This window comes from Mesorhizobium sp. B2-8-3 (assembly GCF_006440815.1).
Classification (GTDB): Bacteria; Pseudomonadota; Alphaproteobacteria; order Rhizobiales; family Rhizobiaceae; genus Mesorhizobium.
The window spans coordinates 73,317-85,416 of the sequence record NZ_VFTW01000026.1; the positions used below are offsets into that span (position 1 = coordinate 73,317).

General features: G+C 63.3%; 12 protein-coding genes. 3 read left to right on the top strand and 9 right to left on the bottom strand.

Annotated elements, in window-relative coordinates:
* Positions 1-12: 12 nt before the first annotated feature.
* Entirely contained in the window at positions 13-258 is a 246-nt protein-coding gene (locus FJ418_RS26965; protein WP_140870881.1) for a hypothetical protein, read from the bottom strand.
* A 179-nt stretch (positions 259-437) separates the two neighbouring features.
* On the opposite strand from FJ418_RS26965, the gene FJ418_RS26970 reads away from it, so the two are divergent.
* On the top strand, positions 438-704 hold the full coding sequence (locus FJ418_RS26970; RefSeq protein WP_140831069.1) for a sel1 repeat family protein: 267 nt from the start codon (positions 438-440) through the stop codon (positions 702-704).
* A gap of 372 nt (positions 705-1,076) precedes the next feature.
* The gene (locus tag FJ418_RS26975; RefSeq protein WP_140870884.1) at positions 1,077-2,198 is read left to right on the top strand and encodes an ABC transporter substrate-binding protein; all 1,122 of its coding nucleotides are present in this window, start codon (positions 1,077-1,079) and stop codon (positions 2,196-2,198) included.
* Positions 2,199-2,328: 130 nt separating this feature from the next.
* Here FJ418_RS26975 and FJ418_RS26980 read toward each other — a convergent pair whose 3' ends face one another.
* The 7 genes from FJ418_RS26980 to FJ418_RS27010 form a co-directional block, all read right to left on the bottom strand.
* Positions 2,329-4,293 carry an acetyl/propionyl/methylcrotonyl-CoA carboxylase subunit alpha gene (locus FJ418_RS26980; protein WP_140870887.1) on the bottom strand — a complete coding sequence of 655 codons (1,965 nt, stop codon included), beginning with the start codon at positions 4,291-4,293 and terminating at the stop codon, positions 2,329-2,331.
* 151 nt (positions 4,294-4,444) lie between these two features.
* Positions 4,445-4,975, bottom strand: a complete 531-nt coding sequence (locus FJ418_RS26985) for an O-acetyl-ADP-ribose deacetylase (protein WP_140870891.1) — start codon at positions 4,973-4,975, stop codon at positions 4,445-4,447.
* 2 nt (positions 4,976-4,977) lie between these two features.
* Positions 4,978-6,585: a carboxyl transferase domain-containing protein gene (locus FJ418_RS26990; RefSeq protein WP_140870894.1), complete on the bottom strand. Its 1,608-nt coding sequence runs from the start codon at positions 6,583-6,585 to the stop codon at positions 4,978-4,980.
* A 2-nt stretch (positions 6,586-6,587) separates the two neighbouring features.
* The gene (locus tag FJ418_RS26995; RefSeq protein ID WP_140870897.1) at positions 6,588-7,751 is read right to left on the bottom strand and encodes an isovaleryl-CoA dehydrogenase; all 1,164 of its coding nucleotides are present in this window, start codon (positions 7,749-7,751) and stop codon (positions 6,588-6,590) included.
* A 48-nt stretch (positions 7,752-7,799) separates the two neighbouring features.
* Entirely contained in the window at positions 7,800-8,447 is a 648-nt protein-coding gene (locus tag FJ418_RS27000; protein ID WP_140870900.1) for a TetR/AcrR family transcriptional regulator, read from the bottom strand.
* Between the two features lie 97 nt (positions 8,448-8,544).
* Positions 8,545-8,826: an acylphosphatase gene (locus tag FJ418_RS27005; RefSeq protein WP_140870903.1), complete on the bottom strand. Its 282-nt coding sequence runs from the start codon at positions 8,824-8,826 to the stop codon at positions 8,545-8,547.
* Between the two features lie 69 nt (positions 8,827-8,895).
* A complete protein-coding gene (locus tag FJ418_RS27010; RefSeq protein WP_140870905.1) occupies positions 8,896-10,008 on the bottom strand; it encodes a pyridoxal phosphate-dependent aminotransferase in 1,113 nt (370 codons plus the stop codon).
* 180 nt (positions 10,009-10,188) lie between these two features.
* On the opposite strand from FJ418_RS27010, the gene FJ418_RS27015 reads away from it, so the two are divergent.
* Entirely contained in the window at positions 10,189-11,868 is a 1,680-nt protein-coding gene (locus FJ418_RS27015; protein WP_140870908.1) for a sulfotransferase, read from the top strand.
* Between the two features lie 37 nt (positions 11,869-11,905).
* Here the strand turns inward: FJ418_RS27015 and FJ418_RS32205 are convergent.
* Positions 11,906-12,100 (bottom strand): hypothetical protein (locus tag FJ418_RS32205; protein ID WP_210243166.1); only part of this gene is annotated, 195 nt, incomplete at its 5' end.

Below are 12,100 nucleotides of genomic sequence, written 5' to 3' on the forward strand. Positions count from 1 at the left end.
TTGTCCTCCTCCCTATGGGGTTGCGGCGGGCTCCGGTCCGCCTTCCTGCCCCTTACGCAAAGGTAAAGCTAATCCAGCTCCCGCCAAAACAAAAGCGGTGCCGCCACGGAAGGTTGCAAGGATTTTCGCCGCGCGGATGACTGAAAATAAACGCGACCGGAAAAACGCTTCGGTTTCCGTGGTTAGCGAAGTCTTGATTCCACTCGCGGCAATTTTCATCGAATTTGACGCAAAATGGCTGAAACGCTGGATTCCCATGCTTAACAGTTTTTCGCGTTTACCTCTTGTTTTAGCTTTGTTTTCCTCAAATTAAGCAAGCCATTTAACGACGGATTCAAGGCCAGCCGTCATCTTCGAAAGCATCGAAAGAGCGCCCCGCCCCAAAGGGATACCAAGGGAAAAGGAGGCAGCTCTCGGGAGCCAGACAGGGGATTGAAATGGCACGCTTTGAAATGCTTGAAGACGGCTTCGGCGCCATGGGGGCAACTGCCCAGGCCGACATTCTTTTCGAACTGGGCATGATGTATGCGACCGGCCGCGATTGCGAGACCGATGTCGTTGCCGCCCACAAATGGTTCAACATCGCCGCGATCAAGGGCTCGGTCCGCGCCGCCGAGCTGCGCTCGGAGCTGTCGGCCACCATGTCGAAAGTCGAGATCGCCACGGCGCTGCGCGAAGCGCGCGAATGGATGACGATGCACTGATCCTGAGCGCGCGCAGCGCTCGGAAATTCATTGGGACAAGGCCGCGAAAAGACGGCCGGTCAGGAAGAACGAGAACGCGGCAGGTTGAGGCAACCGAAGCCACGCAAAAACAGGGAAGCGAGCGGGGTTCAGGCGCGGGGGCGCCGGGGAAGCTCGATTGCAAAAAAAGCCGCGACCGGCCGGGACAAGGCCGGCGCGGCTTTTTGCATTACGCTTGGTAATCGGCCGCGTGGCCCAAGAAATCCTCGTCTAAATGAACCAAAACCTTCCGCATTGTGCTCTCGACAGTTTCGGCGAAGGGTGAAATTGTCCCGGCTCTGTGGAAGAAGCGCGGCCGGAGCGGCGCGCGCAAGTGGAGGAGTTCTTATAGTCATGAAAAAATTGGGTATTTTGAGCGCGGCCGCATTTGGCCTGATGATGAGCGCCCCGGTTGCCTTCGCCGACGACATCACCATTTCGGTGGTCGGCCCGATGACCGGCCAGCTCGCCACCATCGGTGACCAGTTCAAGCAGGGCGCGCAGGCTGCCGCCGACGCGATCAATGCCGCTGGCGGCGTCAACGGCTCCCAGATCAAGCTCGACATCGAGGACGACCAGTGCGATCCGAAGCAGGCGGTCTCGGTCGCCAACCGCATCGTCGCCAACGGCGTCAAGTTTGTCGACGGTCATGCTTGCTCGGGCTCGAGCATTCCGGCCTCGGCCGTCTATGCCGAAGCCGGCACGCTGATGATGAGCCCCGCCTCGTCCAACCCGGTGCTGACCGATGCCGCGGCCAAGGCCGGCTGGCCGACCATCATGCGCCTCTACACGCGTGACGACGCGCAGGGCGCCTTCATCGGCCCTTGGATCGCCAAGAAATACGCCGGCAAGAACGTTGTCGTCCTGCACGACAAGAGCGCCTACGGCCAGGGTGTTGCCGATGCCGTGAAGGCGACGATGAATGCCGGCGGCCTCAAGGAAGTCGACTATGAAGGCATCAATGCCGGCGAGAAGGACTATTCGGCCCTCGTCACCAAGCTGAAGGAACTCAAGGCCGACGTCGTCTATTTCGGCGGCTATCACCCGGAGGCGGGCTTGATCCTGCGTCAGGCGGCCGAGCAGAACGTCAAGTTCCAGCTGATCATGCCGGACTCGATCGCTTCGCCGGAATTCTGGCAGGTCGCCGGCCCGGCCGGTGAAGGCACCATGTTCGTCTTCCCGTCGGACCCGCAGTCGAAGCCCGAAGCCAAGGACGCCGTCGCCAAGATCAAGGCCGGCGGCTTCACGCCGGAAGGCTTCACGCTGTTCTCCTATGCGGTGATCCAGGCCGTGGCTGAAGGCGTCAAGCGCGCCGGCACCGACGATCCGGCCAAGGTCGCCGAGGCGCTCAAGGACGGCAAGCCGATCAGCACCGTCGTCGGCGACGTCGTCTTCGACGAGAAGGGCGACCTGAAGAACGCGAGCTACGACATCAACCAGTGGCACGACGGCAAATACGCGCCGATCCAGCCGTAATTGGTTCCGCAATCGAGGAAATGGCCGGGCTCGTCCCGGCCATTTTTCGTTTGTGCCCTGGCATTGACGTACAGGCGAGGCCGGGGCAGTCCCGCCGACATAGCTATTTACCATTCAGCAATTCAGCACTTCAGCCCTGGCCGTCCTCCGCGAACCGGACCAGCACCGTGCCGTCGCTGACCTGTGCGCCCTCGGCCGCGATCTCGGCGATCACGCCGTCATGCGGGGCGGCGATCATATGCTCCATCTTCATGGCTTCGAGGATCAAGAGCGGCTGGCCCTTGATCACGGCATCGCCCGCCGCGGCGCGCACCAGCTTGACCAGGCCCGGCATCGGCGCGCGCAGGTTGCCTGTGGCGGCACCCGCCTCGTCGGCCTTGGCAAGCGGATCGGGAACCGTGAACGTATAGCCGACCGCGCCCTCGAAGACGGTGACGTGGCCGGGCCAGCGGGCGGCAAGCGGCATGGTCCGCAAGTCGTGCGTGTTCACCGCATCATGCGGTGCCTCCAGCGCCACCTGGAAGCGGCCGTCCGGCCGTGCCGAAACCCTGGCCAGGATGTTCTCCTCGCCATGGCGCAGGCGAATGCGGCGCGACAGCGTGTGGAAATGCGCATAGCCGGAAAGCGTGGACCAGGGATCGGCGGCGGGACCCGGCGTGCCGGCATCCATCGCGGCCAGCGCCGCCGCGGCGATCGTCTCGTCGCCCGGCCCGGGAATGGTGGTGAGCGCCTCCTGATGCCGGCCGATCAGCCCGGTATCGACGTCGCCTGCCGCGAAATCGGCGTCGGCCGCGAGCGCCGCCAGGAAGGCGGTGTTGACGGTCGAGCCGGCGACTTCGGTCCGGGCGAGGGCATCGCGCAGCGCGCCGAGTGCCGTGGCCCGGTCCTCGCCGTGCACGACCAGCTTGGCGATCATCGGGTCGTAGAAGGGCGAGATCGCATCGCCGGCGCGCACGCCGGTCTCGATGCGCATCGCGGCGCCTTCCGGGGCAGCGTCGGGGAACTTGAGATGATGCAGCGTGCCGGTCGCCGGCAAAAACCCTTTCGCGGCGTCCTCGGCATAGAGGCGCGCCTCGAAAGCGTGGCCGGCAAGCGCGATCTCGCCCTGCGTTTTCGGCAGTTTTTCGCCGGACGCGACGCGAAGCTGCCATTCGACGAGATCGATGCCGGTGACCATCTCGGTGACGGGGTGCTCGACCTGCAGCCGCGTGTTCATCTCCATGAACCAGAAGCGGTCGACGTTGAGCCCCTGAGAGGCGTCGACGATGAACTCGATCGTGCCGGCGCCCGAATAATTGATCGCCTTGGCGGCCTTCACGGCCGCCTCCGTCATCGCCTTGCGCAGCGCCGGCGTCATGCCGGGGGCGGGCGCCTCCTCGATCACCTTCTGGTGGCGGCGCTGCGCCGAGCAGTCGCGTTCATAGAGATGCACGGCATTGCCGAAATTGTCGCCGAACACCTGCACTTCGATGTGACGCGGCTTGTCGACATATTTTTCCACCAGCACGCGATCGTCGCCGAACGCCGCTTTCGCTTCGCGCCGCGCTCCGGAAAGCGCCTCCGAGAAATCCTCGGGGTGGTCGACGCGCCGCATGCCCTTGCCGCCGCCGCCGGCCCGCGCCTTGATCAGAACGGGATAGCCGATCTCGCGCGCTTTGGAGGCAAGCAGCACGATTTCCTGCGCCTCGCCGTGATAGCCGGGCACCACCGGCACGCCGGCTGTTTCCATCAGCCGCTTGGCGGCGTCCTTCAATCCCATGGCGCGGATCGAGGCGGCGGAGGGGCCGATGAAGACGAGGCCTGCCGCCGTCACCCGGTCGACGAAGTCGGGGTTTTCCGACAGGAAGCCGTAGCCGGGATGAATGGCCTCGGCGCCGGTGGCGAGTGCCGCCGCCACGATCCTGTCGCCGCGCAGATAGCTCTCGCCGACGGGCGAGGGGCCGATATGCACCGCCTCGTCGGCCATCTCGACATGCAAGGCCTTGGCGTCCGCATCGGAATAGACGGCAACGGTGCGCACGCCGAGCTTGCGGGCGGTGCGGATGACGCGGCAGGCGATCTCGCCGCGATTGGCGATCAGGATCTTGCCGAACATGGAGCCTCCGCAGCCAGAATATGCTTTGAGCGAGGTCGGCTGTCCCGCCCGCGTGTCCGGACAAGCATTCGTCCGACATCATGGAGCACTCTCTTACCAAGGGAGTGCTCCACCGAGGTCGTCTCTTGAGCAGTCGTTTTGGTCATCAAGGTCAGCGTCCTCCAATGGCAGCGGTGGCCTGCCGGTAAATCTCCGCCGTCTGCTCATCGAAGCAGCAGAATGTAACCACATCAGGCACTGCATTCTGCCGCAGGAAGCTGCTTACTGTGCCGACGGCGATCTCCGTCGCCTGGTCTTTCGGATAGCCGTAGATGCCGGTCGAGATCGCCGGAAAAGCCACCGTCCGGCAATCATGGCCACGCGCGATTTCGAGCGAACGCCTATAGCAGGAGGCGAGAAGCTCCGCCTCGCCCTTGCCGCCGCCTTGCCAGACCGGCCCCACCGTGTGGATGACATAGCGCGCCGGCAGCCGGTAACCGCTGGTCAGCTTGGCGTCACCGGTCTTGCAGCCATGCAGCATGCGGCATTCGGCGACCAGCTCTGGCCCTGCCGCGCGATGGATGGCGCCGTCGACGCCGCCGCCACCCAGCAGCGATGAATTGGCGGCGTTGACGATGGCATCGACCGCGAGCCTGGTGATGTCGCCGGTGTGGATGCGGATCCTGTCGCCGAGAGTGCCCATCGTCACATCCTGAACACGCCGAATTTCGTCTCCTCGATGCCGGCATTGAGCGCCGCCGAAAGGCTGAGCGCCAGCACTTCACGGGTCCTGGCCGGATCGATGATGCCGTCGTCCCAGAGCCGCGCCGAGGAGTAGAGCGGATGGCCCTCATGCTCGTATTTCATCAGGATCGGCTTCCTGAACTTCGCTTCCTCGTCGGCGCTCCATTCACCGCCCTTGCGCTCGATGCCCTCGCGCTTGACCATGGCGAGCACCGTCGCCGCCTGTTCACCGCCCATCACCGAGATACGCGCGTTGGGCCACATCCACAGGAAGCGGGGCGAATAGGCGCGGCCGCACATGCCGTAATTGCCGGCGCCGAAGGAACCGCCGATGATCACGGTGAGCTTCGGCACCTTCGCGGTGGCGACCGCCATCACCAGCTTGGCGCCGTCCTTGGCGATGCCGCCGGCCTCGTATTTTCGCCCGACCATGAAGCCGGTGATGTTCTGCAGGAAGACCAGCGGAATGCCGCGCTGGCAGCAGAGCTCGATGAAATGAGCGCCCTTCAGCGCGCTTTCGGAAAACAGCACGCCGTTGTTGCCGATAATGCCGATCGGCATGCCGTGCAGATGGGCGAAGCCGGTGACCAAAGTCGTGCCGTAGTTTTGCTTGAACTCATCGAACTCCGAACCGTCGACGAGACGCGCGATCACCTCGCGCACGTCATAGGGCTGACGCAGATCCGTCGGCACGACGCCGTAGAGTTCCTGCGGATCGTAAAGCGGTTGAATCGGCTTCTGCAAATTCAGGCTTACGGCCTTGTTGCGATTCAGGTTCCGGACGATGCGCCGGCAAATGGCCAAGGCGTGTTCATCGTCCATGGCGTAGTGGTCGGCGACGCCGGAAAGCCTGGTGTGGACATCGGCGCCGCCGAGCTCCTCGGCGCTGACATCCTCGCCGGTCGCGGCCTTCACCAGCGGCGGGCCGCCGAGAAAAATGGTCGCCTGGTTGCGCACCATGATCGTCTCGTCCGACATCGCCGGCACATAGGCGCCACCCGCCGTGCACGAGCCCATGACGCAGGCGATCTGCGGGATGCCGGCCGCCGACATGTTGGCCTGGTTATAGAAGATGCGGCCGAAATGCTCGCGGTCGGGAAACACCTCGTCCTGGTTGGGCAGGTTGGCGCCGCCGCTGTCGACCAGATAGACGCAAGGCAAATTGTTCTGCAGCGCGATCTCCTGCGCGCGCAGGTGCTTCTTCACCGTCAGCGGATAATAGGTGCCCCCCTTCACCGTGGCGTCGTTGACGACGACCATCACTTCCCGGCCTTCGACGCGGCCGACGCCGGTGATGATGCCCGCCGACGGAATGTCCTCGCCATACATCGACCATGCCGCGAACTGGCCGACCTCGAGGAAAGGCGAGCCGGCGTCGAGCAGTTGCGCCAGCCGCTCGCGCGGCAAGAGTTTGCCGCGTGAGACGTGCCGTTCGCGGGCCTCATCGGAGCCGCCGCGCTCGACGCCTGCCGCCTTCTCGGCGATGTCGGCGACCAGCGCGCGCATACGCTCGGCGTTGGCGCGGAAGGTGTCGGAGGCGGGGGAGATCTGGGTTTGAAGCGTCGTCACTGTCACACCCCCTCCGCCATGATCTCGCGCCCGATCAGCCAGCGGCGGATCTCGCTGGTGCCGGCGCCGATCTCGTAGAGCTTGGCGTCGCGCAGCAGCCGCCCCGTCGGATAGTCGTTGATGTAGCCATTGCCGCCGAGCAACTGGATGGCGTCGAGCGCCATCTGCGTGGCCTTTTCGGCGGCGAAGAGCACGCAGCCTGCGGCGTCCTTGCGCGAGGTCTCGCCGCGGTCGCAGGCGGCGGCCACCGCATAGACGTAGGCCCGCGCGGCATTCATCGTCGAGTACATATCGGCGAGCTTGCCCTGCACCAGCTGGAACGTACCGATCGGCTGGCCGAACTGCTTGCGCTCATGCACGTAAGGCACAGCGACGTCGAGGCAGGCCGCCATCAGCCCGATCGGCCCGCCGGAGAGCACTGCGCGCTCATAGTCGAGCCCCGACATCAGCACCTCGACACCGCGCCCTTCCTCATGCAGCACATTCTCGAACGGCACCTCTACATTCTCGAACACCAGCTCGCCGGTGTTGGAGCCGCGCATGCCGAGCTTGTCCAGCTTTTGCGCGACCGAGAAGCCGGCCATCGTCTTCTCGACGATGAAAGCCGTGATGCCGCGCGCATGGCGGTCCGGATCGGTCTTGGCATAGACCACCATCGTTCCGGCGTCGGGGCCGTTGGTGATCCACATTTTCGAGCCGTTGAGCACATAGCGGTCGTTGCGCTTTTCGGCGCGCAGCCTGAGCGACACCACGTCCGAGCCGGCGCCTGGTTCCGACATCGCCAGCGCGCCGACCGTCTCGCCCGAGCAAAGGGCAGGCAGGTACTTCTCCTTCTGCGCCGGAGTGGCCCAGCGGTTGATCTGGTTGACGCAGAGGTTCGAATGCGCGCCGTAGGAGAGGCCGACCGAGGCCGATGCGCGCGAAATCTCCTCCATCGCCACGACATGCGCGAGATAGCCCATGCCGCTGCCCCCGAAGTCCGGGTCGGCGGTGATGCCGAGCAGACCGAGCGCGCCGAGTTCGGCCCACAGATGCGTCGGAAACTCGTTGGAGCGGTCGATCTCCGCCGCGATCGGCGCGATCCTGTCCTGGGCGAAGCGCCGCACGATATCGCGCAGCGCCTCGATGTCGGGATCCAGTCCGAAGTTCAGCGTATTCGTGTACATGCCGTTCCTCCCTGCGCATGCCCGGTATTCGCGGAGATCATGCCTGTATCAGAGTGCCACGGCGTCCCTGGCGCGCCCGGAAGGACGCGCGGTGCCATGGCTGATTGTCGCGCCGACCAGGCGCATTGTCATCGAAAGATATGATGCCGTGACTTCAGGGATCGACAGCCGCTCGCCCGGCCGGAACCAGACGATGACGCCGGTCATCATCTGGATCAGCGCCATGGCGGTGAGCCCGGTATCGTCGACCTGAAAGACACCGGCCTCGGCGCCGTCGCGCAGGATCGTGCGCAGCTCCTTCTCATAGGTCGTGCGCATCTTGAGGATCTGCGTCAGCCTTTCATGCGAGAGGCTGCGCAATTCCATATTGGAGACATGGGTGGCGTGACGCCGCTCTATGTGGAAGGAGATGTGGTTCTCGACATAGGCGGCAAGACGGGTGACCGGATCAGCGCTCGCCGGCCGCGCGGCTTCCCAAGCCTTGAGCAGGCCTTCCATATGCTCACGCATCAATGTGAACAGAAGGTCCTCCTTGGTCGGGAAATACCGATAGAGCGCGGCCGCCTGCACGCCGACCTCCGCCGCCAGCTGCCGCATCGACATCGCCTCGTAGCCGAGGCGCGCGATCAGGCTGACCGCCGCCTCACGGACGGCCGCTTCGGTTTTTTCCCCGTCGGAACCTGTGGTGCGCGCCATGTTCGCCTCCAGCAGCATTAATAAAACGAACGTTCAATTAATTCAAGACACCTCATGCGCTCGCCGCCCGCCCCTGGCTCGCGGAGGCGAAATGAGACTAGACGATGATCCTGAAATCCACAGGCGCGGCGTCGGACGCTTCCTCGATCTCGACCTTCGAGACGAGCGCGCCCCGCGGCCCTTGCCACAGGCGTTCGATCATCGCCGTGACATCCGCATCGGCGCCGGCAATCAGCGCGGCGACCGAGCCGTCGCGCTCGTTGCGCACCCAACCCGTCAGTCCGAGGCGCATGGCTTCGCCGCGCGTCCAGACACGGTAGCTCACACCTTGAACCTTGCCGGAAATGCGCGCCCGAACGATTCTGTGTTCGCCCTGCATTGCCTTTATTCCGCGTTGCACTTGGCGGAATCTGGCACAGCAAAGGGCAAAGGCAACAGGGGGCTCGGGCTAGTTCCCCCGCGCCGCCGCCAGGGCGCCTGGCAGTTCCTCGGCGAAGATGTCGAGCTCGTGGTCGAGCCCGACGCTGACCCTTATGCAGCGGTCGAGCCGTGGCGCCATCGGCTTGCGGATGAACACGTCGCGCGACAAGAGGTTCTGCATTACCTTCAGCGCGAAGGCGCCGTCGCGGCCGCAGTCGATGGTGACGAAATTGGTCGCCGACGGCAGCGGCTTGAGGTCGTTCTGCCTGGCGATGGTTGAAATGCGCTCGCGGCCCGCCGACACGCGCGCCACCACCGAGCGCAAATAGTCCTGGTCGGCAAGCGCCTCGAGACCGGCGATCTGCGCCATGCGGCTGACCCCGTAGTGGTTGCGGATCTTTTCGAAGTCGCGGATCACCTCCGCCTCCGCGACGGCGTAGCCGCAGCGTATGCCGGCCAGGCCGTAAGCCTTGGAGAAGGTGCGCATGCGGATGACGTTCGGCCGCGTGACATCGATCGCCGGCAGCGCCGAGGCCGGTCCCAGCTCGCCATAGGCCTCGTCGAGCACCAGCATGGTGGTTTCCGGCAGCGCTGCGATGAAGCGGACGACATCCGGCGCCTCCCACCAGCTTCCCATCGGATTGTCGGGATTGGAGAGATAGACCAGCGGCGCCTTTTCGCTGGCGACCTTGGCGAGGAGCCCGTCCAGGTCTTCCTTGTCGTTGGCATAGGGCACTGTCACCAGGCGGCCGCCGACGCCGGCGATATGGAAATTGAAGGTGGGGTAGGCGCCAAGCGAGGTGACCACGGCTTCGCCGGGCCCGACATACATGCGCGCCACCAGGCCAAGCAGGCCGTCGATGCCTTCGCCCACGACCACGTTTTCGACGGCCACCTTGTGATGCGCGGCGGCCGCCACCTTCAGCTCGTAATTGTCTGGATCGCAATACATCCACTGGTCGCGGGCGACGCTTTCCATGCGGGCGATGACGCGCGGCGAAGGCCCGAAACTGCTTTCATTAGCGCCGATGCGGGCGCGGAAAGGCCGGCCGCGCTCGCGCTCCTGTGCCTCCGGGCCGACGAACGGAACCGTGGTGGGAAGCGCACCGATGACGGGCGTGAGAGAAGGGCGCTGGCGCATGGCAAAAGCTCGCGTGGAAGGGGCGTTCTTGCTAGCGTGACGGGTAAGCGGGCGCAAGCTGGATTGATACCGCTGGACGCGTTCTTGCCTGCGTGAACGAAGAGCGCAAGCGAGACTAAAAGCACCGGTTGCCGTCGAGGTTGGGCTGGATTCTATCGGTGCATTTTGCTAGCAGACGCCATGAACAGTCGTTTGCCGCCTGCCTGGTCCAAACACCTCAAGTCCGGCCCAGCGCCGAAACCAAGATGGCCACAGGCAAGCCCGCCGCAGCCGAGCCTCGAGAAAGCGAGTTCGTTTGCCCGCGCGCAGGCCGACGACGCATTGCTGAAGACAGCCTACGAGCATCAGCAAGCCAAGCGGCTCGATGAAGCACAGGATCTGTGCTTTCAGGTTCTGGAGCGAACACCAAACCATCCGCTGGCCCTGTATATTATGGGCACTGTTTGTCTGGGTTACGACGATGAAGCGGCCCTGCGTTATTTCGCGCGAGCAGTCGGCGAGGAACCTAGAAACCCCTATTACCATCTTAGTCTCGGTGAGGCCTACGGGAAGCTGAGTGAGTTCTCAGCGGCCGTCAAACACATGCAATATGCCTTGGAAGTGCAGCCCGATCTTGTCGAGGCCCTTTGTGCCTTAGGGCGCGTTTACACCCAGTTCGACAGGCCAGATCTGGCCTTGCCACTTTATGAAAAGGCGCTGAAGATCAACCGCGATCATCCCAAAGCGCGGCTCGGAATGGCTGCTGCGCTCACTGGCCTTGGGCGCATGGACGAGGCCGGCGTCTATCTCAAAGAGGCGATCGAACGACGTGTTGACGTGGCGGCAGCTTACCACGAGCTTGTACAGAGTCGAAAGTTTACTGAAGAGTCTCCGGAACTCCAATCGATCCTTGGCGAACTTGGCGCCCCGGGACTTAAATCGGAGGCCGCACAGAGCCTTCACTATGCAGCCGGTAAAGTGCTGAACGACCTCAAGCGCTACGCAGAGGCATTCGACCATTTCAAAAAAGCGAAGCAGACCGCCGGCTACAAGTTCGACATCGATCAGTATCGTCGTTTCATAGATCTGACGATTGAAACCTTCACGCCCGACCTCTTTGCCGATAGGTCCGATTACGGCAATCCTTCCGAAGTTCCGGTGTTCGTGGTCGGGATGCCGCGCTCGGGCACGACGCTTACAGAACAAATCTGCGCGAGCCATCCTGAGGTACATGGTGCAGGAGAGCTTAGCAAATTGAGGCGGGTTGCAAATGCAATCGGCCTGCAACCCTCGGCCTCTGATTTCAACAAGCCCATGATGACGGTCACCGAACGCTTATCCAAGACGTTGGCCGACGAGCATCTTTCCTATCTTCGGGAGCGCGCTCCGACTGCGCAGCGCATCATCGACAAGATGCCGCATAATTTTGAACTGATTGGCCTGCTTAACCTTCTGCTGCCAAATGCACGCATAATTCATTGTCGCCGCGATACCATCGACAATTGCGTGTCATGCTATGTCCTGCCGTTCAGCTCGGCCCATAGCTACAATACGGACCTGCGCGCCCTCGGCCTCTACTATCGCGAGTACGACCGATTGATGCGTCACTGGAACGAGGTTTTCCCAAACCGTATCTTCGAGAACCGCTACGAGACGCTCGTCGAGGATCAAGAGGCGCAATCGCGCCGGCTCATCGATTATCTCGGCCTGCCTTGGGACGACGCATGCCTGCGCTTCTTCGATAGGGAAGGGGCGGTCACCACGCCCAGCCGCTGGCAGGTGCGTCAGCCGATCTACAAATCGTCCGTGAAGCGCTGGAAGAATTACGAAAGCGAGATCCAGCCTTTGATTGAAGCCTTGGGCGACCTCGCCGACGTTTGACTTCGATCACGGGGTGCTGCCGCTCAGGGGCGCCGTTTCACCGACTTTCAAAGCTTTCGACCGCGCTGCCCCGCAATCGGATCGAACGCCAAGCGGCGCGCCCGATATACTGCTGATGCAACGCCCGAACTACGCGGCGTTTTGGGATCTCCGCATCTAAGGTTTGTTGATATTCAGGATTCCCATCTTGGCTTGGTCGTGATTCAAGCTTTTGATGGAACGATTCGTGCTG

Coding starts and splice junctions, on each gene's coding strand:
- FJ418_RS27005 (WP_140870903.1), bottom strand. CDS start 8,826: ATGCAGGGCGAACACAGAATCGTTCGGGCGCGCATTTCCGGCAAGGTT.
- FJ418_RS26985 (WP_140870891.1), bottom strand. CDS start 4,975: ATGGGCACTCTCGGCGACAGGATCCGCATCCACACCGGCGACATCACC.
- FJ418_RS26975 (WP_140870884.1), top strand. CDS start 1,077: ATGAAAAAATTGGGTATTTTGAGCGCGGCCGCATTTGGCCTGATGATG.
- FJ418_RS27015 (WP_140870908.1), top strand. CDS start 10,189: ATGAACAGTCGTTTGCCGCCTGCCTGGTCCAAACACCTCAAGTCCGGC.
- FJ418_RS26995 (WP_140870897.1), bottom strand. CDS start 7,751: ATGTACACGAATACGCTGAACTTCGGACTGGATCCCGACATCGAGGCG.
- FJ418_RS27000 (WP_140870900.1), bottom strand. CDS start 8,447: ATGGCGCGCACCACAGGTTCCGACGGGGAAAAAACCGAAGCGGCCGTC.
- FJ418_RS27010 (WP_140870905.1), bottom strand. CDS start 10,008: ATGCGCCAGCGCCCTTCTCTCACGCCCGTCATCGGTGCGCTTCCCACC.
- FJ418_RS26965 (WP_140870881.1), bottom strand. CDS start 258: ATGGGAATCCAGCGTTTCAGCCATTTTGCGTCAAATTCGATGAAAATT.
- FJ418_RS26970 (WP_140831069.1), top strand. CDS start 438: ATGGCACGCTTTGAAATGCTTGAAGACGGCTTCGGCGCCATGGGGGCA.
- FJ418_RS26980 (WP_140870887.1), bottom strand. CDS start 4,293: ATGTTCGGCAAGATCCTGATCGCCAATCGCGGCGAGATCGCCTGCCGC.